At 56.0% G+C, this 23744-nt stretch carries 23 protein-coding genes and 4 pseudogenes; 17 read left to right on the plus strand and 10 right to left on the minus strand.

From position 1 onward, the window contains the following. Positions 1–38 precede the first annotated feature (38 nt). The 8 genes from OA90_RS24935 (at position 39) to OA90_RS24970 (ending at position 11196) form a co-directional block, all read left to right on the plus strand. Complete coding sequence (locus OA90_RS24935) at positions 39–941, plus strand: sugar ABC transporter permease (RefSeq protein ID WP_068419399.1); 903 nt, start codon at positions 39–41, stop codon at positions 939–941. After that, complete coding sequence (locus tag OA90_RS24940; protein ID WP_068419360.1) at positions 938–1765, plus strand: carbohydrate ABC transporter permease; 828 nt, start codon at positions 938–940, stop codon at positions 1763–1765. The genes OA90_RS24935 and OA90_RS24940 overlap by 4 nt, the downstream gene beginning before the upstream one ends. Next, positions 1762–2838: a sn-glycerol-3-phosphate ABC transporter ATP-binding protein UgpC gene (gene ugpC, locus OA90_RS24945; protein WP_068419361.1), complete on the plus strand. Its 1077-nt coding sequence runs from the start codon at positions 1762–1764 to the stop codon at positions 2836–2838. The genes OA90_RS24940 and ugpC overlap by 4 nt, the downstream gene beginning before the upstream one ends. 458 nt (positions 2839–3296) lie before the next feature. Continuing rightward, the gene (locus tag OA90_RS24950; protein ID WP_156510634.1) at positions 3297–4550 is read left to right on the plus strand and encodes a hypothetical protein; all 1254 of its coding nucleotides are present in this window, start codon (positions 3297–3299) and stop codon (positions 4548–4550) included. A 51-nt stretch (positions 4551–4601) separates the two neighbouring features. Beyond that, positions 4602–6413 (plus strand): phage tail tip lysozyme, encoded by a 1812-nt coding sequence (locus tag OA90_RS24955; protein ID WP_068419365.1) that lies wholly within the window; start codon positions 4602–4604, stop codon positions 6411–6413. 129 nt (positions 6414–6542) lie between these two features. Next, the gene (uvrB, locus tag OA90_RS24960; RefSeq protein WP_068419368.1) at positions 6543–9542 is read left to right on the plus strand and encodes an excinuclease ABC subunit UvrB; all 3000 of its coding nucleotides are present in this window, start codon (positions 6543–6545) and stop codon (positions 9540–9542) included. Between the two features lie 77 nt (positions 9543–9619). Continuing rightward, entirely contained in the window at positions 9620–10357 is a 738-nt protein-coding gene (locus OA90_RS24965; protein ID WP_068419370.1) for a HipA family kinase, read from the plus strand. Continuing rightward, positions 10345–11196 (plus strand): DUF3037 domain-containing protein, encoded by an 852-nt coding sequence (locus OA90_RS24970; protein WP_068419372.1) that lies wholly within the window; start codon positions 10345–10347, stop codon positions 11194–11196. Before OA90_RS24965 ends, OA90_RS24970 begins: the two co-directional genes overlap by 13 nt. Before the next feature lie 685 nt (positions 11197–11881). Here the strand turns inward: OA90_RS24970 and OA90_RS24975 are convergent. From OA90_RS24975 to OA90_RS25000, 7 genes and pseudogenes are all read right to left on the minus strand, one after another. Further along, a complete protein-coding gene (locus OA90_RS24975; protein ID WP_068416937.1) occupies positions 11882–12133 on the minus strand; it encodes a hypothetical protein in 252 nt (83 codons plus the stop codon). Positions 12134–12181: 48 nt separating this feature from the next. Then, positions 12182–12478, minus strand: a complete 297-nt coding sequence (locus tag OA90_RS24980) for a hypothetical protein (RefSeq protein WP_068419374.1) — start codon at positions 12476–12478, stop codon at positions 12182–12184. After that, on the minus strand, positions 12478–14115 hold the full coding sequence (locus tag OA90_RS24985; protein ID WP_068419375.1) for an IS66 family transposase: 1638 nt from the start codon (positions 14113–14115) through the stop codon (positions 12478–12480). Before OA90_RS24985 ends, OA90_RS24980 begins: the two co-directional genes overlap by 1 nt. Positions 14116–14178: 63 nt before the next feature. Beyond that, positions 14179–14526, minus strand: a complete 348-nt coding sequence (gene tnpB / locus OA90_RS24990) for an IS66 family insertion sequence element accessory protein TnpB (protein ID WP_068419377.1) — start codon at positions 14524–14526, stop codon at positions 14179–14181. Then, positions 14523–14912 (minus strand): transposase, encoded by a 390-nt coding sequence (locus tag OA90_RS24995; RefSeq protein ID WP_068419379.1) that lies wholly within the window; start codon positions 14910–14912, stop codon positions 14523–14525. The genes tnpB and OA90_RS24995 overlap by 4 nt, the downstream gene beginning before the upstream one ends. Positions 14913–15012: 100 nt before the next feature. Beyond that, positions 15013–15209: pseudogene (locus tag OA90_RS29825) on the minus strand (transposase); the annotation flags it as partial. An 82-nt stretch (positions 15210–15291) separates the two neighbouring features. Continuing rightward, positions 15292–15726 (minus strand): annotated as a pseudogene (locus OA90_RS25000) (IS3 family transposase); the annotation flags it as partial. 32 nt (positions 15727–15758) lie between these two features. On the opposite strand from OA90_RS25000, the gene OA90_RS28210 reads away from it, so the two are divergent. The 4 genes from OA90_RS28210 to OA90_RS25030 all read left to right on the plus strand — a co-directional run bounded on the left by OA90_RS28210 (position 15759) and on the right by OA90_RS25030 (position 18999). Continuing rightward, positions 15759–16648, plus strand: a protein-coding gene (locus tag OA90_RS28210) for an IS630 family transposase (RefSeq protein ID WP_156510635.1) whose coding sequence is annotated in 2 segments (ribosomal slippage) — positions 15759–16041 and positions 16041–16648 — 891 coding nt in all. Because the reading frame shifts where the segments join, the coding sequence is not laid out codon by codon here. A 215-nt stretch (positions 16649–16863) separates the two neighbouring features. Next, complete coding sequence (locus tag OA90_RS25015) at positions 16864–17667, plus strand: IS110 family transposase (RefSeq protein WP_068419385.1); 804 nt, start codon at positions 16864–16866, stop codon at positions 17665–17667. Further along, positions 17612–17839: transposase (locus OA90_RS25020; protein ID WP_068420205.1), on the plus strand; the 228-nt coding region annotated here is incomplete at its 3' end. The genes OA90_RS25015 and OA90_RS25020, both read left to right, overlap by 56 nt. A gap of 72 nt (positions 17840–17911) precedes the next feature. Further along, positions 17912–18999, plus strand: a protein-coding gene (locus OA90_RS25030) for an IS3 family transposase (protein WP_244274709.1) whose coding sequence is annotated in 2 segments (ribosomal slippage) — positions 17912–18173 and positions 18173–18999 — 1089 coding nt in all. Because the reading frame shifts where the segments join, the coding sequence is not laid out codon by codon here. A gap of 238 nt (positions 19000–19237) precedes the next feature. Here OA90_RS25030 and OA90_RS25035 read toward each other — a convergent pair. Continuing rightward, entirely contained in the window at positions 19238–19801 is a 564-nt protein-coding gene (locus OA90_RS25035) for a recombinase family protein (RefSeq protein ID WP_068419391.1), read from the minus strand. A gap of 182 nt (positions 19802–19983) precedes the next feature. Here OA90_RS25035 and OA90_RS25040 point away from each other — a divergent pair, with 182 nt between their 5' ends. Next, entirely contained in the window at positions 19984–20229 is a 246-nt protein-coding gene (locus OA90_RS25040; protein ID WP_068419393.1) for an antitoxin, read from the plus strand. Beyond that, on the plus strand, positions 20226–20552 hold the full coding sequence (locus OA90_RS25045; protein ID WP_068419394.1) for a type II toxin-antitoxin system RelE/ParE family toxin: 327 nt from the start codon (positions 20226–20228) through the stop codon (positions 20550–20552). Before OA90_RS25040 ends, OA90_RS25045 begins: the two co-directional genes overlap by 4 nt. 57 nt (positions 20553–20609) lie before the next feature. On the opposite strand, the gene OA90_RS29830 is transcribed toward OA90_RS25045, so the two are convergent. Further along, positions 20610–20828, minus strand: coding sequence for a restriction endonuclease (locus tag OA90_RS29830; protein ID WP_199823835.1), 219 nt, complete (start codon positions 20826–20828; stop codon positions 20610–20612). Then, positions 20825–21529, minus strand: coding sequence for a winged helix-turn-helix domain-containing protein (locus OA90_RS25050; RefSeq protein WP_199823836.1), 705 nt, complete (start codon positions 21527–21529; stop codon positions 20825–20827). The genes OA90_RS29830 and OA90_RS25050 overlap by 4 nt, the downstream gene beginning before the upstream one ends. Positions 21530–21714: 185 nt before the next feature. Between OA90_RS25050 and OA90_RS29645 the strand changes: the two are divergent. The 3 genes and pseudogenes from OA90_RS29645 to OA90_RS28735 form a co-directional block, all read left to right on the plus strand. After that, positions 21715–21915 (plus strand): annotated as a pseudogene (locus OA90_RS29645) (IS3 family transposase); the annotation flags it as partial. A 1179-nt stretch (positions 21916–23094) separates the two neighbouring features. Continuing rightward, positions 23095–23304 (plus strand): annotated as a pseudogene (locus OA90_RS25055) (helix-turn-helix domain-containing protein); the annotation flags it as partial. Further along, on the plus strand, positions 23301–23720 hold the full coding sequence (locus OA90_RS28735; protein ID WP_156510636.1) for a hypothetical protein: 420 nt from the start codon (positions 23301–23303) through the stop codon (positions 23718–23720). The pseudogene OA90_RS25055 and the gene OA90_RS28735, both read left to right, overlap by 4 nt. Positions 23721–23744 lie beyond the last annotated feature (24 nt).

Below are 23744 nucleotides of genomic sequence, written 5' to 3' on the forward strand. Positions count from 1 at the left end.
CTGTGCGTTCCCGCCGGCTGCTCAACGGATATCCGAAGATGAAACGCCTGCTCTCCAGTGTCACCGACGGCAAGGGCTTCGACATCCTTCTGGTCAGCCTGCCTTTGCTTTTCCTGCTGGCCTTTTCCGGCCTGCCGCTGCTCTACAACGTCCTGATGAGCTTTCAGGAAGTCGATATCTTTTCACTCGGCAGGCTCATAAGGCCCTTTATCGGGCTGGACAATTACCGTGAGCTGTTCGCGGCACCCGAGTTCTGGCCGATCATGTGGAACACGATGCTTTTCGTAGTCTGTTCCATCGCCGGACAGTTCACCCTCGGGCTCGCCCTTGCTCTTTTCTTCGACACCGGCTTTCGCGGTTCGTCCTTCCTGCGCGGCCTGTTCCTCGTCTCCTGGGTCATGCCCGGGCTGGTCGTCGGCGCGATCTGGAACTGGATCCTCTCCGGCGATTTCGGTGTGCTGAACTACCTGCTCACCAGCAGCGGGCTCATTTCGGAAAACATTTTCTGGCGTTCGGACGTGGACTATTCGCTCTGGGCCGTGGTGCTCGCCAATATCTGGCTGGGCACGTCCTTCAACATGATCCTTCTGTCCGTCGGCCTGGCCGGCATCCCGAAGGACCTCTATGAAGCCTCCGAACTGGACGGCGCCAATATCCTGCAGCGGTTCTCCACCATCACCCTGCCGATGATGCGCTCGACAATCGGCGCGGTCATTTCTCTCGGGCTGATCTTCACGTTGCAGCAGTTCGATCTCTTTGCCGCCATCACCAGCGGCGGACCGGCCAACTCTTCCAACGTCGCGCAATACTGGGCCTGGGAGCTTTCCTTCCGGCAATATGATTTCGCCAAGGGAGCGACCGTTTCAACCCTGATGATCATCACCGTCATGATCGCCGCCGTTCTCTACGTGCGCTCCACCCGCCACGAGGTGCGCATATGAGCGCGACACGCCATACCCGCCTGCTGCTGTTCGCGGCCATTCTTCTCGGCGCGATCTATCTCTTTCCGCTTTACTGGATGTATGCGACCGCGCTGAAATCCGGATCGGAAATCTTCGCCTATCCGCCCACCTTCATTCCGCGCGGGCTCGATTTCGGCATTTTCGCCGAAGTCTGGGCAACCCGCGACATGGGCCGGTTCATCTGGAACTCGCTGGTGATCGCTACCGGGTCCATGGCCCTCGTAGCGCTGCTGGGCACCGGCTGCGCCTATGTTCTGGCGCGCTACCGCAACGTCTGGATAGACATAGCGCTTTTTCTCGTGCTGATGCTTCAGGTCCTGCCGGCCTCGCTGATGATCACCCCGATCTTCGTCGGCTTTTCCGCGCTCGGCCTGCTGGACTTCCCGCGCTTCGCCGTGATGCTCGCCTTCACGGCCAAGGCCATGCCGTTCTTCGTGATCCTGGTGCGGGCGACCTTCATGTCGATCCCCGCGGAACTGGAGGAAGCCGCGCTTGTGGACGGCAACTCGCGCATCGGCGCCTTCGCACTGATCGCCCTGCCCCTCGCCCGCAACGGCATTCTCGTCTCCGCCATCCTCATCTTCATGCAGGCCTTCGGCGAGTTCGTCTATTCCAAGTCGATGATCCAGGACGTGACCCTGCAGCCCGCCTCCGTCGGCCTCAACGGTTTCATGGGCCCCAACACCGTCGAATGGAACAAGATCATGGCCTACGCCACCATCTACGTGACGCCCATCCTGGCGGCCTTCGTGCTGCTGCAGCAACGCATCGTGTCGGGTCTGACTTCCGGAGCCCTGAAATGACCATTCAGCCACAAATCGAACTTCTGTCCGTCAACAAGCATTACGGCGGCTTTCATGCCCTCAAGGACATCAACGTCACTATCCCGAAGGGCAGTTTCGTCGCCCTGGTCGGGCCGTCCGGATGCGGCAAGTCCACCCTGCTGCGCTCGCTGGCCGGCCTGGAAAGCATTTCCGGCGGCGAAATCCGCATCACCGGCAAGGCGGTGAACGACACCCCGCCCCGCCATCGGGACGTCGCCATGGTGTTCCAGTCCTACGCCCTTTATCCGCACATGAGCGTGCGCGACAACATGAGCTACTCGATGCGGCTGCGCAAAGCGTCCAGGGCCGAGATCGACGCCGCCGTGGCCGATGTCGCGGCCATTCTCGGCCTTGGCGATTATCTCGACCGCAAGCCGAACGCCCTGTCCGGCGGCCAGCGCCAGCGCGTCGCCATGGGCAGGGCGATCATCCGCAATCCCAAGGTTTTCCTGTTCGACGAGCCCCTGTCCAATCTCGACGCTGCCCTCCGCGTGCACATGCGCAAGGAAATCCGCGCCCTGCACGACCGGATCGGCGCGACCTCGGTCTATGTGACCCATGACCAGATCGAGGCCATGACCATGGCCGATCACGTTGTTGTCCTGAAAAGCGGCGTTGTCGAACAGCAGGGCGCGCCGCTGTCGCTTTACGACACCCCGGCAACGAAATTCGTCGCCGGCTTCATCGGCTCGCCAGCCATGAACTTCGTCGGCGGCATCGTCGGCGACACCGGCCGCGCCGTCACCCTCGACCTGCCTGGCGCTCCCTCCCTTCCGCTTGCCCGCACCATGGAGCCCCGCCGCCAGGTGGACGTCGGCCTGCGCCCGGAGCACCTGTCGATTGAAACCGGCGGCGCGCCCGGCATAGAAACCACGGCCACCTCCGTGGAGTCGACCGGCTCGGTCACCTATCTCTATTGCGGCGGAGACCCTGAAATCGTCGTCGTCCTGTCCGAGCGCGAACGCATCTCGCAGGGAGACCCGGTAAACCTCACCATCGCGCCGGACAAGATCCATCTCTTCGATCCTGAGACGGGCGCAGCGTTGAGGTGAGGGAATGCACGGTTGGATTGCCGCTCGAACGCCTGTCCGCGTCCAAAGAAGCATTTATCCATCGACGGTTTTCTGCTCTCAGGACAAGCCCCACACTCTTCGTATTTATTTACGAAAAGTGAGATTACGCCATACATCAGAGCTGGAACCCAAATATCGAAATTTGGATTATTTCACCCACTAAAAATAATTTCCAAAACAGAAAGGAAATACTATAAAATAAATATATTCAATGATTTAAATATTTTTTGCTATGCACCAGAGGCACTAAAAATTGTATATGAACCGCGTCAGCAACTGACATATACAGAAGCTACCCTAGGGAAATGGTTAACAAATAATTGACATATACCACCTCCTGTCCGCATAGTTGAACAGGCGGCGCTCGCAACCGGGCGACCTTGGGGAAATCTGAATATTGACGGAGTGGTCATATGTTGACCCGCAGGAGTCCGCGCATGCGCGGACACCAGTTTTTTTTGTGCGTTTTTCTGGGGCTTTTTGTTGCTGGTTGCGCTCCAGCTGGCCAAAATTTTCTGGCGAACGGACCTGGAGCAAAGCTCGAGGCAAACGACATTGCGGCCACTCAAATCAGAAGCAATGACTACTTCAAATACCTATGCAAACAAGCCGGTCTGATAACCTACAGTGGTAGTTATAATTCTTGTTTGCCCAATCCTGGTGACGCACACAATTGGATGACTTTAACCTACCAAGGCCTCAATGATATTGATCGCAGGTGTGATTCCTACCTCCAATGGTTGGACAATAAAAAGCGCTCCAAGGCTCCTCTCCTAAGTCAAATTGCTTCCATCGACACAGCGACAACAGCCATTCTGGGCGCAACCGGCGTCTCAGGCGCTCCATTAACAATCGTTGCCGCTGGATTTGGACTGGTGAGACAAAGCGTCGAAAACTATCACAGTCGACTTCTTCTTGAGATTGAATCATCGACAATAAATTCTGTAGTCCTCAACGAGCAGCGCCGCTTTCGCGGCAGGCTGAAAACGGACAAGGTCATCGTCGACAACAAACCAGCAGCCGAATATGTGCTTCGCACATACTTAAGAATTTGTCTTCCGTTTTCGATCGAAACGAGCATCAATAACTTCTCTACGCTCGGCTCAAAAGGCATTGCCGCGGACAATAACAATTCTATCGATTGGTCGCCTGTGGTCAGGTCGTTCGAGTCCGGGGATACATTTACTCCTCCGGATCGGGTGGACTCAACTTATGAAGAGGCCTCGAAGATTTTCAAAAATCCTGATGGTTACTTCAAAACTGATGTAATCGACATTCAGAAGCGAATTTGCACGGATCCGGATGGCAAGGTTAGAAACAAAACCAAAGTGGCGATCTTGTTGACTGAGGACCTTATTCATCAGGGAGACACAAGCAAATTTGATGGGAAACTCGATGAAACCGAAATTTCCACCATTCGCGGCTGGCCGGAAAAAGAATGCGACCACAAAAAATATTATGGCTATTTTGAGTATTTACTGGACAACAACGACACCCAAAGAACCGCACTCTTTAACGCCTTAAAACGAGTTTATCCTGAAAAGAGTACGACTGACTTCAAAAGCGTAACCAGCTTGGAGTCCAGGGAAGTCTTCGCCAAGTTGCACACTGACAAAAAGGTGCAAGCCTTGCCTGGAGCTCCCACCGATGCAATTTCCAGGCATCTTCTGATACAGATTTTAAAATTATGATTAGAAGATTAAATTGACGGAGTACCAGGCAGCCCTACAAGAGGTATTTTCATGTACATCTCAAAATCTGAACTGGTTTTGTATTCAAAAAAAGATACGAGCTCGTTAGTTGAATGGCCAATTGTTGTGGCGGGGCAACTATTGGCACCCACAGGCAATCCGGATGACGACGATGATTGGAAACATGTTGATTTGTCAATTTCTCCAGGCGTTATCCTTGCTACCGGCTGGGCGTTGAACGAAAAACTACAAGAGACTGACCACACCAACCCTTTTGCTGAAATAGACCAACAAACTTTTGTTCGGCACTGTGTGCAGATAGAGATGTCGACAAGCAAAGACGTCTTAAAGGATTTTCCGATTGTCGCCGATTACTTGATCGGATTGGCCATTCTTGAGTCCAATATGGCCAACAAATCCACCGGCAACGGTGTGAACCAGAGGGTCGGTCCCTATCAATTTTCAACGGAAGACTGGGCCCGTTTTCGAGACCTTGGATTGCAAGGAAGCCCAACTTCACCCCATAGGATTGAGAACGCCTTCCATCAGGTGCAAGCAGCAGCCGATTTCACTCATAACAATTTAAAAAAACTGGACGCAGCGCACAAGGCCGCCGTTGCAACGGATGCAGGCGACAAATACGTTGCTGATTTTCTGAATGTTTTTCAGGCACACCTGATTGGCCCAGAGGCGGCATATGCCTGCGTGACCTCCTTTGAGAGCAACAGCGGCGATATCTCTATGCGAGATGTCTTACTCAAGCACTATTCCACAGACGCCAGTCTAGTCGATGCGCTGATTGAACGTCGAAAAAAATATCTGAAAGTGTTTGATGAAGTTGCCAGGGTGCACCAGTTCTTCGCCGTTACCGAGAAGGCGCTCGACAGAGTACTGAAGCGCGCGGCGAACCTAATCGCAGAACATATGCCAGAAGTCGTTCCCAATAATCAGTCTGGAGGAGCGCCCTGGTTCAAAATTGCAAGTGACCTGGAAAGTAGGGGCATCAATGAGAGCAACAGCGCTCAAGAAATCATCGGTATGTTCAAGGCGACGGATTCGGGAATAACCACACTCGAACACTGGTGCGGTGCATTTGTCGCCCATTGTCTGGTCTCCGCGTCAGACGTCGTTGCAGACCCTGCGATTAAGCAGTCAATAGTTTCAGGCTCGGCGCGAGCCGCCAACTGGGCAAACTGGGGAGACATTCCTTTAAGCTCAAAACACAAAACCATTCCGCAGGGTGCAGTGGTTGTTCTGTCGCCATCAGATGGAACCGGAACGAGCGGACATGTCGGCTTTTTTCACTCCCGAAACGGAGATTTTGTTTTTCTCCTCGGCGGCAATCAATCGAATAGCGTGAAAGTCTCGCGTTATCGGGCTTCGCGTATCCGCGCAATCAGATGGCAACATTTTTCATCACTTAACCCTGATCTCGAAGCAGGTGCGATAACCATCAACACAGAACAAATCCCGTCTGGACGAGAAGACATTGTAAAGATGATTGTCGAAAGCTTTGCTGCAGCGGGTTTCGGAAACCTTCAGCAGATAGCAGCGCTTGCGAACGCAATTCGCGAGTCAAAACTCAATCCAAACGCCCATAATACGTCAGGGGAAGACAGCGTGGGACTATTCCAGTGCAACCGGGATGGCGGCCTGGGCACAGGCAAGACAGTTGGATGGCTTAAGAACCCACAAAACAACATCGACCTGATCATCTCTGAAGCGAAAAAATATGCAGACTTCAAGAACGCAAATACAATTGAAGACGCTGTCAGAGAGTTTGTCTATAAGGTGGAGCGGCCGCGAGACAAACCTGGAGAAACTAAAATCCGCATTGGAATTGCCAAAAAACTCTTGGGCTAAACCGCCATTTAGCCGAGGCGCCCCTCCTGACACCCTCCTGTCAGGAGACCGGCAGGAAGTGGGTTTTTCCGGAACAAAGCCGCAACCGGCCCCTTTTCTCGCGGGCGCAACCGGACCATATTGCAGGGCATGAGCAAACGCCCCGACCGATCCGCATCCGACGACACCAGCGAACCAGAAGGCTTCGGCGAAGCACCGCAGAAGTCGCTTTCCGGAATACCCCTCTCCGGCTCGATTTCCGATTGGGCGGCAGAGATTTCCGAGGAAGCCGAAAAGCCCACGCCGAAAAAAGTTGCTGGGGGAAAAGGAACTCCGGAGCGGAGCGGAGGAAAGCGCGACGGCGCGGAGCCTGTCCTCGGGCATGCCGAAGGCAAGACCCGGGGGGCAGGTCAGGTTGTCCCAGCGAAGCCCGTCGCGGCCGTGAGCGCCAAAAAAACCGCTAGTGCCAAGCAACTCAAACCCACCCGGTCGGCGCGCGGCACCTCCATCGGAAAGGCGGACAGCGCCCGCGAGCGGGCGGCCGGCGGGCTGAACCCGGTGGCCGGTCTCGACATGTCGCTGGAAGAGGCCGAAAGCCTTGAAAAGAAGCTCAAGGAGCATCGCAAGGACAACAAGAAGAAGACCAAGGAAAGCAAAATCGGCGAGCTAACCGGCAACCAGGGCGCGACCGCGACCGTGGAGGCCCTGTCGGCGCTGATCGAAAGCGGCAATCCGCTGCACAAGAACGGCGAATTGTGGGTGCCGCACCGTCCGGATCGGCCGGAGAAATCCGAAGGCGGCGTACCGATCGTGCTGAAATCGGACTATGAGCCGCGCGGCGACCAGCCGACGGCCATCGCCGAGCTTGTGGAAGGTATCAGCGGCGGCGAGCAGACCCAGGTGCTGCTCGGCGTCACCGGCTCGGGCAAGACCTACACCATGGCGCAGGTGATCTCCCGCACCCAGCGACCGGCCTTGATCCTCGCCCCCAACAAGACACTGGCCGCCCAGCTCTATGGCGAGTTCAAGTCATTCTTCCCGGACAACGCGGTCGAGTATTTCGTCTCCTACTACGACTATTATCAGCCGGAAGCCTACGTGCCGCGCACGGACACCTATATCGAGAAGGAAAGCTCGATCAACGAGCAGATCGACCGGATGCGCCACTCCGCCACCCGTTCGCTGCTGGAGCGTGACGACGTCATCATCGTCGCCTCCGTGTCCTGCATCTACGGTATCGGCTCGGTCGAAACCTACACGGCGATGACCTTCGCCATCGAGGTCGGCGAGCGGATGGACCAGCGCCAGTTGATCGCCGATCTGGTCGCCCTGCAGTACAAGCGCAACGACGCCGCCTTCCAGCGCGGCGCCTTCCGGGTGCGCGGCGACACCATCGAACTGTTCCCGGCCCACTATGAGGACCGTGCCTGGCGCATTTCCATGTTCGGTGACGAGATCGAGTCGATAACCGAGTTCGACCCACTGACCGGCCAGAAATCCGGCGAGCTGAAAAGCGTCAAGATCTACGCCAACTCACACTATGTCACGCCCAAGCCGACGCTGAACCAGGCCACCAAGTCGATCAAGACCGAGCTGAAGCAGCGGCTGGAGGAACTGCACCACCACGGCCGCCTGCTGGAAGCGCAGCGGCTGGAACAGCGCACCATGTTCGATCTGGAGATGCTGGAAGCCACCGGCTCCTGCGCCGGCATCGAGAACTATTCGCGCTACCTCACCGGCCGCAAGCCCGGCGAGCCGCCCCCCACCCTGTTCGAATATCTGCCCGACAACGCCCTCGTCTTCGCCGACGAGAGCCATGTGACCATTCCGCAGATCGGCGCCATGTACCGGGGCGACTTCCGCCGCAAGGCGACGCTGGCCGAATACGGCTTCCGCCTGCCCTCCTGCATGGACAACCGGCCACTGCGCTTCGAGGAATGGAACGCCATGCGGCCGCAGTCCGTCGCGGTCTCCGCCACCCCCGGTTCCTGGGAAATGGACCAGTCCGGCGGCGTTTTCGCCGAACAGGTGATCCGTCCCACCGGCCTGATCGATCCGCCGGTCGAGATCCGCCCCGCCACCAGCCAGGTGGACGATCTGCTCGGCGAAGTGCGCGAAGTCGCGCAAAAGGGCTACCGAACCCTGGTGACCACGCTCACCAAGCGCATGGCCGAGGATCTGACCGAATATCTGCACGAGAACGGCGTGCGCGTGCGCTACATGCATTCCGACATCGACACGCTGGAACGCATCGAGATCCTGCGCGACCTGCGCCTCGGCGCTTTCGACGTCCTCGTCGGCATCAACCTGCTGCGCGAGGGCCTCGACATTCCCGAATGCGCCCTTGTCGCCATTCTCGACGCCGACAAGGAAGGCTTCCTGCGTTCCGAAACCTCGCTGATCCAGACCATCGGCCGCGCCGCGCGTAACGTTGACGGCAAGGTGATCCTCTATGCCGACCGCATGACCGGCTCCATGGACCGGGCGATTGCCGAAACCAACCGCCGCCGCGAGAAGCAGCTCGCCTATAACGAAGAGCACGGCATCACCCCGGAAAGCGTCAAGAGCAACATCGCCGACATTCTCGACAGCGTCTACGAGCAGGACCATGTCACCGTCGATGCCGGCTTTGCCGAGGACGGCAATCTCGTCGGCCACAATCTCAAGTCCCATATCGAGGACCTGGAAAAGAAGATGCGCGACGCCGCCGCCGACCTCGACTTCGAGACCGCCGCCCGCCTGCGCGACGAGATCAAACGCCTGCAGCAGACAGAACTGGCCGTCGCCGACGACGCCATGGCCCGCCAGTCCACCGTCGACGACAAGTCCGGCGGGTTCCGGGGCGAGCGAAAATTCGGCGCCGGCGGCACCAAGGAAGGCGCCAGCGGCAAGAAAAAACAGACCGCCGCCGACCGGGCCCGCGCCGCAAAAAACAACACCGCCGCACCGCTCCCGACTCCGTCCGCAAAAGTGCGCAAGAATTCTCTGGACGAAATGACCGTCGGCCGCACCGAAGTCCCACTCGGACGCGGCGAAGACCCGGTCAAACCAGTGGTGCGCGGCAAGATCGGCGCGGGCTCCTATGAGGACCCGACAGAGGAAAAGCGGCAAAGAGGACGGCCTAAGAAGAGCGGGCGGCCGGGGCAGTGAAAGTTCGATGAGTTGGACAATGCAACTGTTGTTGCGTAGTGTTAGTCTACAAGGAACATTCCAGGATCAGCACTTTAATGAACCACATACCTTATCTGACACTTGATGAAATAATCAAAAAATCAGATGCAGGTATGACACAGCCTTATTTGTGCACATTATCTGACGGCGAACAGTATTATGTCAAAGGCCGCAAGGCGACAATAAAAGGCTGTATTTCAGAAGCTATATGTGCCGGAATAGGAAGAGAGTTTGGTCTACCTATTCCAGATTTTTGCTTTGTCGAGATCGATAGCAACCTGACCAAATACGATAGGCAAGCAGCCTCTGACCTAGGAGATGGATTTGCCTTTGCCTCAAAATCAATCAACAGCATAACTGAAGTTAAAATATCCGATCTCGATTATTTTGACATAGAAATACTAAGAAAAATATTTCTCTTTGACTCATGGATTATGAACGAAGATAGAACAGGCACCGAATTTGGAGGAAATCCGAACCTATTCTTCAAAACAACAACGAAAGATTTAATGGTAATTGATCACAACTTAGCATTTGATAATAAATTCGATATAGAATCACAAAAAAAACTGCACATTTGCCGGAAATCTTGGTACAGCGACCCTCAAGATGTATTGCTGAGAAGCATTTTCGAACCACAGATGAAAAGCGCGTTTGCTCATCTAGATCAAAAAATAGATCAACTCCCGAATGAATGGCTGCAGAGTGAGTCCGCATTTTTACGTTTTGTTGAAAAAAGTCTAAGACGCTATGATGATGATCAATTCTGGGAGCAAATAACATGGGCAGTGTAGGACAGTACGCCATACTCCGTTTTCGCCCTTTCCCAGAAACAGGCGAATTTGCTAATGTGGGCGTTGTTGCTTGGGCTCCTTCCAGCAGAGAGTTCTCATTCAAGATTGCGCCGAAGAATTTCGCTCGCGTGAAGAACTTCTTTCGCGAACTTGAGGCAAATGTTTTGAAAGAAACACTATCAAGCTTCGAAAAGGAGCTAAACCGTCTTCACAGCACCCTCTATGATCTTGACGAAATTGGCTTCCACTCTGCGTTGACGCATTTCACAAGACCAAGAGAGACTATTTTTAACTTCAGCGAAGTGAGAAGTGTTAGAGTAAAAAACAGCTTACAACATCTATGCGAAATACTTTATGAGAAATACGTAGGGCGGGATTTTGTTACGAAAGAATACCGTGAACAGTGGATGGAGAAAAACATTCGGACCATTCTGCTGCAAAACCAAATGCCGGAATTCACGAAGCAAAGAGTAAACACTCCTCTTTTTCCTATTGACTTGCCACTTGTATATAAAAATTTAGGGGAGTTGTACATCATCAAACCTCTTGCCTTTGATCAGGATAGCCCAGCGAGAATGTTTGATCATGGGCAACGTTGGAATGCGAGGATTCGTGCGCTTTTAGACACAAGTACTCTTAAAGAATCAAACATATTAGTGCCGGTCGAAGGACCTGTTGAAATAGCTTCACGAGAACTGAAAAAAACTTATAGATATGTGACTAAAGAGCTTCGGCAACTTCAAATTCCAATTGTCAATTTTGAAGACACACAGGAAATAGTAAAGTTTGCCGAAAATCTTAAATTTGGACAAGCACAGATTAACAAGAACATACACTAGGCTTCAGACTCATAACCAGTAGCCAAAGGGTTGCGACGAGATAGAGAGACGACAAAAAGTCTCTGGCATTGCGGTCATAACTCGTTGCGATCCTCCGAAATTCCTTGAGCCTGACAAACATCCGCTTGATGACGGTTTAAGCCTTGTATAGGTATGGCGGGAAACATTTTCGTTTCAGTATCTTGCGAGGCGGGATGTTCGGAAGAGAACCACGCGCTTCCAAGATCCGGCGGATACGGCCGCTGTCCTAGCCCTTGTCGCCGTGATGGATACCTTTTGCCGGGACGCGTGGCAAAAGGGCTTTTGCTCCGGTAAAGTCCCACTTCCTACCCTTGGCTCAGGAAAGACAGAATTTCCCCCGGCAGTCATTCCGGACAAGCGCAGCAGAGCTGCGCGCTGGTCCGGAATAGGGCCGCGCTGACGCGCGAAATATGTCTGGATACCAGATCTGCATGCAGCAAGCTGCACTTGTCTGGTATGACGGAGAAAGATGAAAGACCGCGCGCCAGCGCGTCATACCCGACAAGCGCAGTACCGCTGCGCGCCGATCTGGTATCCAGACATCAGCGCGAGCGCGGCAAGCCTTCCGTCAATTCCGATAAACTCGCAACGGACCCGCAGCTCCCGCGCCGACGGCCTCATACCAACCGCAACAAACAAGACCCTATTGGTAACCGGCCGATTGTTACCGCGGCGATTGGGCCTTGACGCGGGCAATGACGTGGGGATCTGAGACGAAGTCATCGAGGAAGCCGTTCCAGTTTTCGGTTGAGCTTCTGGCTTCGGCGAGCATGTCTTTCAATTCGTGGATGCCGTCGTCGGTGAGCGCTGTAATATAGTCGTCCTGACCTGTTTGGACGCTGACGATGCTGCCATAGGTCAGGTTGTCATCGTTTTCGACGATGGCCTCCAGGAGCTCGAGGTCTTCACCTTGCAACTGCGCGACACAGGCGAGTGTGGTGACATGAGCGTAACCGGCCGATTGTTACCGCGGCGATTGGGCCTTGACGCGGGCAATGACGTGGGGATCTGAGACGAAGTCATCGAGGAAGCCGTTCCAGTTTTCGGTTGAGCTTCTGGCTTCGGCGAGCATGTCTTTCAATTCGTGGATGCCGTCGTCGGTGAGCGCTGTAATATAGTCGTCCTGACCTGTTTGGACGCTGACGATGCTGCCATAGGTCAGGTTGTCATCGTTTTCGACGATGGCCTCCAGGAGCTCGAGGTCTTCACCTTGCAACTGCGCGACACAGGCGAGTGTGGTGACATGAGTGACGGCGGCCATCAGGCAGCCTGTGCGCAGGAGACCTGCATGGGTTTCCAGTTCCAGGGAAGCAACTCGTCGAGACGATTGATCTTGTGATCGTGGATGCGGTCGAGAACATCGGTCAGATAGGCCTGCGGATCGAGCCCGTTCATCTTGACGGTTTCGATGACCGTCATGGCGCGCGCGAGTGTCTCGGCACCGGTGTCTGCGCCGGCGAATAACCAATTCTTCCGGCCGATTCCAATCGGACGCAGGGCGCGTTCAGCGGCATTGTTGTCCATCGCCACGCGGCCATCTTCAAGGAACAGGCAGAAGGACGGCCAGCGGCTGAGGCCATAGCGGAACGCCTTGGCAAGTTCGCTCTTGCCGGGCAAGCGTGTCAGTTGCCGCTCGGCCCAGACCTTGAAGTCATCGACCTTCGGCCTGGCCCGCGCCTGGCGCGCCGCGCGGCGGACGTCGGCAGGCTGGCCCGAGATCTCGCGCTCGATGTCATAGAGCGCGCCGATCCGGTCGAGCGCCTCGCGGGCGATCTCGGATTTGGTTGAGCTCCAGACATCGTGGAAGTCCCGGCGCAGATGGGCCCAGCATGCAGCCTCGCGGAACCGGCAGGCTCCGTCGAGCCCGGGCTCATAGAGCTTCGCAAAGCCCTTGTAACCATCGGCCTGCAAGATGCCGCTTGCGTGCCTGAGATGGTGCTGGACGTGCCCCTCCTTCCAGTCCGGGGCGAAGTAATAGATCGCTCCGGGTGGCGCGGCACCGGACCATGGACGCTGGTCGCGAACGTACGTCCAGATCCGGCCCTTCTTCACGCCCTTGCCAAGGCCCCCACCAGATCCTTTGTCCCGCAAGGATCGATCCAGAACCCGGATCGGAGTGTCATCGGCATGCAGCAGATCACTGCCCATGACCTCGGCCTCGATCCGGTCGATCAAAGGCTGAAGCACCCGCATGGCGCGGCCGCACCAATCCACCAACGTGCTGTCGGGGATGTCGGCGCCCATTCGGCCAAAGATCTCGTTGAGGCGATACAGCGGAAGGTGGTCATCAAACTTGGAGACCAGGACGTAAGCCAACAGGCCCGCGCCTGCCATTGAGCCCGGGATCGGCCGGCTCGGTGCAGGAGATTGCACCATCTTCTCGCATCGGCGGCAGGATTTCTTGAGCCGGGCGATCTGGATGACCTTCAGCTGCGCCGCGATCATGTCAAGGATTTCGCTGACGTCCTCGCCCACGACACGCAGATCGCCGCCGCAATCGGGGCAGCATGTGCCGGGGTCCAGTTCCCGGCGCTCGCGCGGGGTCGCAGCCGACACACCCGGATGCCGCCGCCGCTTGTGCACGCGCGCGCCGTTGACAGCAGCTGCGGGCTCGTCCTCTTTCTGACCTTCGTCGACCGGTGTGCCGGCGCTCTCTGTGACCGCAACCAGCAGATCTTCCAGCGCCAGTTCCAGCTGTTCGATCTCACGCTCGATCTTTTCCGAGGACTTGCCGAAGGCCTGTTTCTGGAGTTTGGCAATCCGAAGCCGCAGGGCTTGAACCAACTGGTCATGGACCCGAAGCGTTGCCGACATCTTCGCGTTTTCCGCCTGCAAAGCGGCGATTTTCGCCTTCAGGATGGCTGGATCATCAGGAAGATTTGCGGCATCGGCAGACATGAACCTGACTTACCACAGATCCAATGAATATGCCAAAAAAACAAAGAAAATCAGTTAGATAATTCAACCTACCCGAGCCGGCGGTGAACCCCAATCCGGCCTGCGCCAATCGATGCCTTCCCATAGCATCGCCAGCTGCGCCGAAGTCAGACGAGCCGTGCCGTCGGCAACCGAAGGCCAGGGGAAGCGGCCCCGCTCCAAGACCTTGTAATAAAGACAGAAGCCCTGGCCGTCCCAGTATAAAAGTTTCAGCCGATCACCCCGTCGGCCACGGAATGCAAACACTACTCCACTCGTTGGCTTCTGACGAAGCACATCTTGCGCAAGCGCCGCCAGACCTCCGATGCCCTTGCGCATATCAGTGGCGCCGCAGGCGAGATAGACCCGAACGCCAGTCCCCGGGCCGATCATGCCGCTTCCACCGCCCGGATCAGCTGCGTCAGCGTGGCCCCATCCAGGCGGCCGTCGAAACGCAGGCAACGCCCGTTGCTCAGGCGCAATTCAACCGGAACCGGATCCGAATTGACCGACTCCTCACGGATAGCCGGACGAACGTCCGAAATTCCCTGCGCGGATGAAAGCTCCACCGGAAAGAACAGCGCGCCGTCGTCCGGCGACCACAATCCTTTCTTCTTCAGCTCACGCCGCCAAGTATAGATCTGCTGTCGGCTCACATCGTGGCGCTGCGCAACCTGGGTCACCGTCGCGCCATCAACCCCGACCGACATCACGATCCCGAGCTTGTCCTCATCTCGCCACCGCCTTCGCCGCTCAACTCCAAGAATTTCACCACGCATCGACAACCCCGCATAAGACACGTCGCAAACGACGTCGTTATGCACGTCTCTTACAATAATCGGTTCAAGTCAGGCAGGCGGTGGCAATCGGGTGGTTACNGCGCCGTCGTCCGGCGACCACAATCCTTTCTTCTTCAGCTCACGCCGCCAAGTATAGATCTGCTGTCGGCTCACATCGTGGCGCTGCGCAACCTGGGTCACCGTCGCGCCATCAACCCCGACCGACATCACGATCCCGAGCTTGTCCTCATCTCGCCACCGCCTTCGCCGCTCAACTCCAAGAATTTCACCACGCATCGACAACCCCGCATAAGACACGTCGCAAACGACGTCGTTATGCACGTCTCTTACAATAATCGGTTCAAGTCAGGCAGGCGGTGGCAATCGGGTGGTTACGAACCCTCCGGCTGAACCAGTCCACAACGGCACAGAGATAGACAAAACCGCGAGCCATCGGAACGTAGGTTATGTCCATTGCCCACACCTGGTTGGGCCGGGTGAGCGAAAGCTTGCGCAGGAGGTAGGGATAGATTTTGTGCCCTGGCGCTGGTTTCGAGGTGTTCGGGCGGCGATAGATCGCTTCGATGCCCATCTTCTTCATCAGCGTGGCGACGTGCAGCCGCCCAGTCTCCAGCCCTTCTCCATTCAAGAGCCCTTGCAACATTCGACTTCCGGCAAAGGGATAGTCGAGATGCAGTTCGTCGATCCGGCGCATCAGAGCCAGATCGCCATCGGATACTGGACGCGGCGAATAGTAGACACTGCTACGGCTGAAGCCGAGAAGCTTCGCCTGGCGCACGACGGATAGCTTATACCAAGCGTTTGATTGGTGCCGTTGAAAGTGGAATGTCCCGTCGGGCGGCGGCAGAGCGGTTTGGAGTTGGGGAAGCAACGGCAATCCGCTGGGTGGAACGGTATCGACGAACCGGCCGCATCGAACCCGAGAAGATGGGACCTCGTTCGCCGCGCAGTCCGCTCGAGGCATTTCGCGATGAGATTCTTGAGCTGGTGGAGGCGAGGCCCGATATCACTCTCGCGGAAATCGTGGACCATCTGCACGAGATATTCGGTCTGAGAACATCAACCAGTTCTGTTGATCGCTTCCTGGCCCGCAACGCCATCACGTTCAAAAAAAGACTGCGCACGCCAGCGAACAGGAACGCGCCGATGTGAAACTCCGGCGGGAGAGTTGGTTCGAGGCCCAGCCCGATCTCGACCCAGAGCGTCTGGTGTTCATCGACGAGACCGGCGTCTCCACCAAGATGGCTCGAATTCGCGGGCGTTCGCCGCGCGGTGAACGTTGTCGCGCACCGGTTCCGCATGGACACTGGAAGACGACGACATTCGTTGGCGCTTTGCGGTTGTCGGGGATCACAGCGCCCATGACGCTGGGAGGCGCTATGAATGGCACTGCATTCCTGGCTTATGTCGAGCAGGTCCTGGCTCCGACGTTGACGCCGGGGGACATCGTTGTCATGGACAACCTGCCTGCCCACAAACCCGTCGCGATCCGCCACGCTATCGAAGTCACAGGCGCGCGGTTGTTCTTCCTGCCGCCGTACAGCCCCGACTTCAATCCGATCGAGATGGCTTTCTCGAAGATCAAGGCCCTCCTGAAAAAAGCCGCCGCCAGAACCGTCGAGCATCTATGGGCGGCAACCGCGTCTGCGATAGATGCATACACGCCCGCAGAGGCGAGAAACTACTTCGCTGCGGCCGGATATGAACCGGAGTAAGTGGGAAATGCTTGTCTTATGATTTTCGCGGCTCATGAGCTCAGAATGAGCCAGTGCAGGCCACACCACATGGCCAGCACTGGCGGCAGCGGGATCGTGAAGGGCTTGGTCATTTAGGACCGCGCTAGAGTGTGATCCGGTGCCGTTTTCGCCTTGGGCCTGAACGGATACGCAGCAGCTTTGAGGCTCTGCACGACAAGCATAGGACAGCGAAGATGACGAAGGATAGCATTGGGATCGATATCTCAAAAGCCCATTTGGACGTGGCCTGGCCGCGGACGGGCAAAACCACCCGCTTTCCCAATAATCGGCAAGGATTTGCCGCTCTCAAAGCCTGGATTGGTAATAGCCTGCCCGAGCTTGTCGTTTATGAAGCGACGGGTGTCTATCATGGTGCGTTCGAGCAGGCGTGTGCAGACCGTCTTCCGCTCGTCAAAGTCAACCCGTTGCAGGCGCGCCGCTTTGCTCAAGCATGCGGACAGCGGGCCAAGACTGACAAGGTGGATGCGGCCATGCTGGCGGCAATGGGCGCGGCGCTCGCCATGGAACCGGATCCGGTCGCCCGCAAGGAGCATCATGAACTCAAGGAGTTGCAGATTGAGCGCACGGCGCTCGTCAAGGACCGCACCCGTCTCAAGAACCGGCTTCAGACCCAAACCCTCGCGATCACGCGCCGCCAAACCAAGGCCCGTCTCGCTCAGATCGAAAAGCAGCTGAAAGCCATTGAAGGCGAGATCGCAACGCGACTCGACCAGGATCGGGGACGCGCGATCGACATTCTGAAGTCCATTCCGGGAATTGGAGCAACCACGGCCGCCTCGATCCTGATAGAATGCCCGGAAATCGGAACGCTTGGACGCAAACAGATCGCCAGTCTCGCAGGTCTTGCCCCGGTAATCATCCCCGAAAACCACTGGGTTGAAAATTGGACTTCTCCGGCCTTTGATGCGCTTGGAGAACGACATGAAGAAATCAAGATTTACGGAAAGCCAGATCCTGGCGATTTTGAAGCAGGGTGAGAGCGGTGTGCCGGTTGCCGATCTTTGCCGGGAACACGGGATCAGCAACGCGACGTACTACAATTGGCGCTCGAAATACGGCGGCATGGATGCGTCGTTGATGGCGGAAATGAAGGCCATGGCTGATGAGAACCGGCGCCTGAAAAAGATGTATGCCGAAATGGCGATGCAGNGGTAATCATCCCCGAAAACCACTGGGTTGAAAATTGGACTTCTCCGGCCTTTGATGCGCTTGGAGAACGACATGAAGAAATCAAGATTTACGGAAAGCCAGATCCTGGCGATTTTGAAGCAGGGTGAGAGCGGTGTGCCGGTTGCCGATCTTTGCCGGGAACACGGGATCAGCAACGCGACGTACTACAATTGGCGCTCGAAATACGGCGGCATGGATGCGTCGTTGATGGCGGAAATGAAGGCCATGGCTGATGAGAACCGGCGCCTGAAAAAGATGTATGCCGAAATGGCGATGCAGAACGAACTGCTGAAGGATGCGCTTGGAAAAAAGCCTTGAGGCCGTCTCAGCGCAAGGAGATGGCCAAGGAAACAGTCCGCCTGCGTGGCGTGAGTATTGCGCTTGCCTGTCGCACGTTCCAGATCAGCGAAAGCTGCTATCGCTATGAACGCAAACTGGGCGACGAGAATGCCGAGATCGCGGACTGGCTTGTCCGGCTGACCACGACGCACCGAACCTGGGGCTTCGGCCTGTGTTTCCTTTATCTGCGCAATGTCAAAGGCTTCGCATGGAACCACAAGCGCGTCCGGCGGATTTACCGGGCGCTTGAACTGAACCTGCGCATCAAGCCGAAAAAGCGCCTGGCTCGGGAAAAGCCGGAGCCTCTGGCAGTTCCCGATGGCCCCAATATGACCTGGTCTATGGATTTCATGTCGGATCAGTTGGCCGACGGACGCAGCTTCAGGACCTTGAACGTTCTGGACGACTTCAACCGTGAGGGCCTGGGCATTGAAGTGGCCATTTCCATTCCGGCCCTTCGGGTTATCCGCACTCTGGAGCGGATCATCGAATGGCGCGGGCAGCCTTTGAACATCCGGGTGGACAATGGTCCGGAAAACGTCAGTGCCGCCCTGCAAATATGGGCTTCAAGACGTGGGATCGGCTTGGAATACATCCAGCCCGGCAAACCGCAACAGAACGCCTATGTCGAGCGCTACAACCGAACCGTCCGCCATGAATGGCTCGGACAATACATATTCGAAACGATCGAGGAGGCACAGGACCACGCCACGCGCTGGCTATGGACATACAACAACGAGCGGCCCAACATGGCCATCGGCGGCATCACACCCGCAATGAAACTGAAAACAGCGGCCTGAAGTCCAGTTTTAAAACCCGCCAAAAATGGGATGATTACCCTCCACGCGGAAAACGAAACCCCTTCAGACGGGGGAAAGTGCTCGGCAATCTCATGTCGTCTCGATAACCGAAACGCCGGGGTCAAACAACTTGGCAATACCTGTGAACCCACTGCCCCAAAGATTATGCAACTGCAGGCAATAGCCGCTTCGAAGGGTGCACCGCAGCAGTGATGGATGCGCTACGGGCCTTACGGTTTCATTCCTGTCGGCTCCCGTCTTGCAGTGCGGCATACAGCGCTGTCTTGCTGACCTTGAGCCGAGTGGCAGCTTCGCGGACGTTCAGGCCGTTGGCGAGGTATTCCTTTGCACGCTGTAGCTTGTCAGCGGTGACGACCGGTTTGCGTCCACCTTTTCGTCCGCGAGCTGCGGCGGCAGTCAACCCGGCCCTGGTGCGCTCGCGGATCAGGTCGCGCTCGAACTGGCCCAGTGCACCAAAAACATGGAAGATGAGTCGTCCGCCCGGCGTTGTGGTATCGATGTTTTCGGTGAGTGACTGGAATCCGACGCCGCGCGATTCCAGTGCGCTTACCGTCTCGATCAGGTGTTTCATCGAGCGGCCAAGCCGATCCAGCCGCCAGACTGCCAGCACGTCGCCCTCGCGCAGATAAGAGAGTGCGTCGTCCAAACCTGGCCGATCGGCCTTGGCCCCGGAGGCAATGTCCTCGAATACGCGCGTGCAACCCGCTTTTAGCAGCGCGTCGGTCTGCAAGGCTGTATCCTGTCCCGCCGTTGATATCCGCGCGTAACCGATCAGAGCCATTTCCACTGTCCTTGTCCGTCATTCCGTCCGCCAATCTTATTGTCCGAAAATCCGTCGTTCAAGCAGGTTGCCGGACATTGTCCGGTATGACCGGCTAACGGTCCTTTGACGGACAGGAACAACGATAGCTTCATTTCTGTAAATGTGCTAATGTGGGTTTGTGTAATTCTCTGGAGATGCCCATGAGCCGTCTGACAATCGACATAACGGACCAGCAGCACAAAAGCCTGAAGGCGCTGGCTGCCCTGGAAGGCAAGACGATCAAGCAATACGCCCTTGAACGCCTGTTCCCCAGCGATGCTGATCAGGCATGGCAAGAGCTGAAAACTCTGCTGGGAAGTCGCATCAACGATGGTCTTGGGGGCAACGTGTCCACCAAAACCATCGGTGAAATTCTGGATGAAGAGCTCGCCGGACACCGTAATTGACGACCTACATCCTCACAACGGAGGCGGAAGCCGACCTGCGCGACGTCATCCGCTACACCCGCAAGCAGTGGGGCGCTGCACAGGTTCGCCACTATATCGCCGATCTGGAGAAGGGTATTGCCAGCCTTGCCGCCGGCGAAGGCTATTTCAGGGACATGAGTGGATTGTATCCCGCGCTGCGGATGGCACGATGCGAGCATCACTACGTTTTTTGCCTGCCGCGTGAACGTGCACCCGCCTTGGTCGTGGCAATTTTTCATGAGCGCATGGACCTCATGACGCGATTGGCAGATAGGATCAGGTGCGTTGAAAGCAGTACCTGATTACAGGTCCGCCTCACCGCGGAGTCAGGTTAGTGGCTCTTCGCTATCATTAATCTGTCAGTCCGCCGCCTCGTCGAAGTAACCCTCGTCAATTTGTTTGATGTGCAGCACGTCCTTGTCGCGGCACCCGATATTGTACTTGATCATTAGCTTAGCGAGCTGCGGGCCGTCGATAAGTACGATCCGCGACCCTAAATCCTTGGCTGTCTGTTCCGCTGCACTCGTGAAGTGCGACGTGGTCACGAAGATGCCCTTCGTTGCCTTCTTGATGCTCAAAGGCCGTAGAAGTCGCGAATGTCTCCAGGCCCAACGCTGTTCGTGGGACCGTAACGCTTCGCTTGAAGATAGATTTGGTCAACGCCAAGTGGATCTTGGTCAATGACACCGTCTACGCCGTTGTCGCCCGATTGCCCGAGCGCGCGTCCTGCGTCCTCCGACGTACCGCCGTATCCCATCGCGATAAGCAGGTCCACAATCAGGTTCTCGAAAAACATTGGCGTTGCCAACCGCACATAGTCGAGCAGGTTGGCGGCAAGGGCGGCTTCCAATTTCTTGTGTGCTGCTTGCAAATTTTCGTCGGGTGTATTGTCGGGTGTTTCGGTTTCCACCTGTGTGGCTGTTTCTTCGCCGTTTTCTTTTCCGCGCGATTTGAACTCCTGAAACTCGTCAAATTGTTCCAGATATTTGGAGTCCAGTGAAATATTCGGATCGTCTAATATTGACTTTCCTCGTTCCGTTAATTCGTACCAGCCGCGCCGGATGTTTCGCACCAAGCCCGCCTGTTTCATATACGAGCGCGCCCAATGAACACGGTTTGCAATCGTCGTTTGCTTTCCGCTCGGCAGCATTTGCTGGCGCTCTTCTTCGTTCAATGCGAGGCGGTCCGAAATCTCTTCGACCACGTCAGAAATTTTTCGTGGTTCGTTTCGGGCGCACTCTAACACCGGACGCATAAGCGACTGATAGTCAGGGATCATACTGGCTCACCTCAAAATTCTTTATGCGCATCTTAGGGCTACAAGCGCCCCGCATGAACTAGGGACGGTATTGCCAAGTTGTTTGTCATTGGATGCAAGGCAGCGAAATGGACAAGGCTGCATGAAAATGCAATCACATAAAAACTAACTCTGTGTTGGCATCAAACTCGGGTGAACGTCGCACCGAGCATCGCCACAGTGCGATCCGGTTTGTCACGCCCGACCAACGGCACCGTGGGCAGGATGCCCAGATCCTCGCTGCACGACGCCAGGTGTATCAAGACGCCAAGGCTCAAAACCCAAACCGGTGCCGGTGGTCCGGCGCGCCACGCAACTGGGACACCGTCGACTCAGTTTGGCTGAACCCTGACCGCTCCGACGATAAGCACCAAGGCCAGGGGGCCGACGACCCGCTTCCACATAATGCTGGCGGACGCAGCCCTGGGGAACCGACCGAAAATCGAGCAGCATGACAAAATTCCAAGCGGCAACTACCTTGAAAAACACCGCCTTGGCAATCTGGCGGCTCGTCGTTCGGTCCCAGTCATTCGCCCGCTCACAGGCTTCGCGCCAACGGGGGATCTGCTCGGGGTAAAGCCCGCGCTCGCGACAGTACGCTGATACCTCAGCTTCATTCAGCGCTGCCGTTTCGACAACCGCTGCGAACTTGTCGCATGACGTCCAGCCATCCGGCCCTGACTGACCATCAGGAAGAAGCTTGCCCTGAGCCCGGGCCTCTGATCGCCAGCGGGAAAGCGTGCCCTCAGAGATCCCCTCTTCACGCGACAGCTGCCGCAAAGCCACGTTGTGTGGCGGAAGCATCTTCGACATAACAGATGCCTTCCGCTCGGGTGAATAAGCCACGTTCGTTACCGTTCTCCGCCCAACTCAGTCCATCAAACATTTTCAAGACCAAGCGGCAACTACCCTGACTGAGGGGGCTTGCGTTAGTGTTCGATTTCCGGGGAACATCTCAATGGACGCCTCATGAGATGGGCGGAACATTGATAGCCAAGTTTGCGATATAGAGACTGGGCGATGGGATTATGAGCATAGACGTTGAGATTAATTTGGTCGCAGCCTAAATCAGACGCTACTACCTCCAATCGGTGTAGCGTAGCAGTCCCAAAGCCGCAGCCTCTAAACTGAGGGTATATCAGTATGTATTGCAACCAAGCAGAACGTGTTTCTGCTTCAACCGTAAACCATAAGGCACCTATATGTGTGTCGGTGATAGTGTGTTTTGAAAAAAAAAATGGTGCCCGGAGGTATCTGGTGCCAACTTCCGCAATTCAGATAAATCATTATCTGTCTTCATATCCGCGTCTACCTTCTTGATATGAAGAGAAATCATCAAGTCATCTACGTATTGAGATTTTGCTGCGTCTAAAAATATAGAAATGTCTTTTTGATAATTCATACGTTCAAGTGTCACCATAGAATTTACCTCATTAGTTCGTTCGGCAGTATTTTATGGGACTTTTACTACTTGTGTCTGTGCCGTTTGAGTCAACCAAAAGCTTGACGCCCACCGGAGGTCCATACAGGCGTTGTTGCATTAATCCGAAACCAACTTGCGCCGCGAGCGTCAGGCCGAAGGGATTGCAGCTGCGAAGCAGCGTGGTGTGTACCGAGGGCGGCCTCCCAAGATTAACATGGCCGAAATTCGGGAGAAACTGGCAAGCGGCGTGTCTCCGACAGACATAGCCCGCGAGTTGGGTATCTCTCGCGGCACCGTCTATAAAGCGAAGCAGAACCTGAGAGACTTGACGTGAGCAAAAATGTCCACTCACTGAATAACCTGACGCCGGAGCTTTGTGCCAATTTGCAGCAGGAAATGCAGAGCGCCTGGCGTGAGATCGCTGAAAAACACGGCCTGCGTTTTGCCGAAGACGATCTGCACGACGTCAACCGGTATTGCCATTTGTGGACAGCCCCTGTTTTGCAAGAGTTTTCTTTTTGTGATTCAGATCTTGTTGCGAGCGGTCATTTGTCCGGCCTGTTTTCGCGGCACGCTTGTCCGCTGGCCCTGATGAAGTCCGCGCGCCGGATCCCTATCAACTTATCGGGCTATGGTGCCCTGGCAATACCACGGGGTGTTCCAGCAGCGGCTAGCTTGATCATCATCACTTGGATTGCTCTTGCATTCTACTCCGCGGAACCGTTGGTTCCACGGAAAGCGAACTTTTAGATCATGCCGACCGGTAGGTTTCCC

Origin of the sequence: Labrenzia sp. OB1, from assembly GCF_001624695.1 — a bacterium.
GTDB lineage: Bacteria > Pseudomonadota > Alphaproteobacteria > Rhizobiales > Stappiaceae > Roseibium.

Excerpts from the sequence above, each read along its gene's own strand:
- OA90_RS24950 (WP_156510634.1), top strand. The coding sequence starts at position 3,297 with ATGCGCGGACACCAGTTTTTTTTGTGCGTTTTTCTGGGGCTTTTTGTT.
- OA90_RS24940 (WP_068419360.1), top strand. The coding sequence starts at position 938 with ATGAGCGCGACACGCCATACCCGCCTGCTGCTGTTCGCGGCCATTCTT.
- OA90_RS24980 (WP_068419374.1), bottom strand. The coding sequence starts at position 12,478 with ATGGCCGCCGTCACTCATGTCACCACACTCGCCTGTGTCGCGCAGTTG.
- OA90_RS24955 (WP_068419365.1), top strand. The coding sequence starts at position 4,602 with ATGTACATCTCAAAATCTGAACTGGTTTTGTATTCAAAAAAAGATACG.
- ugpC (WP_068419361.1), top strand. The coding sequence starts at position 1,762 with ATGACCATTCAGCCACAAATCGAACTTCTGTCCGTCAACAAGCATTAC.
- OA90_RS24985 (WP_068419375.1), bottom strand. The coding sequence starts at position 14,115 with ATGTCTGCCGATGCCGCAAATCTTCCTGATGATCCAGCCATCCTGAAG.
- OA90_RS24965 (WP_068419370.1), top strand. The coding sequence starts at position 9,620 with ATGAACCACATACCTTATCTGACACTTGATGAAATAATCAAAAAATCA.
- OA90_RS25050 (WP_199823836.1), bottom strand. The coding sequence starts at position 21,529 with ATGATCCCTGACTATCAGTCGCTTATGCGTCCGGTGTTAGAGTGCGCC.
- uvrB (WP_068419368.1), top strand. The coding sequence starts at position 6,543 with ATGAGCAAACGCCCCGACCGATCCGCATCCGACGACACCAGCGAACCA.
- OA90_RS25040 (WP_068419393.1), top strand. The coding sequence starts at position 19,984 with ATGAGCCGTCTGACAATCGACATAACGGACCAGCAGCACAAAAGCCTG.
- OA90_RS24995 (WP_068419379.1), bottom strand. The coding sequence starts at position 14,912 with ATGCGTGGTGAAATTCTTGGAGTTGAGCGGCGAAGGCGGTGGCGAGAT.
- tnpB (WP_068419377.1), bottom strand. The coding sequence starts at position 14,526 with ATGATCGGCCCGGGGACTGGCGTTCGGGTCTATCTCGCCTGCGGCGCC.
- OA90_RS24935 (WP_068419399.1), top strand. The coding sequence starts at position 39 with ATGAAACGCCTGCTCTCCAGTGTCACCGACGGCAAGGGCTTCGACATC.
- OA90_RS25015 (WP_068419385.1), top strand. The coding sequence starts at position 16,864 with ATGACGAAGGATAGCATTGGGATCGATATCTCAAAAGCCCATTTGGAC.
- OA90_RS24970 (WP_068419372.1), top strand. The coding sequence starts at position 10,345 with ATGGGCAGTGTAGGACAGTACGCCATACTCCGTTTTCGCCCTTTCCCA.
- OA90_RS25035 (WP_068419391.1), bottom strand. The coding sequence starts at position 19,801 with ATGGCTCTGATCGGTTACGCGCGGATATCAACGGCGGGACAGGATACA.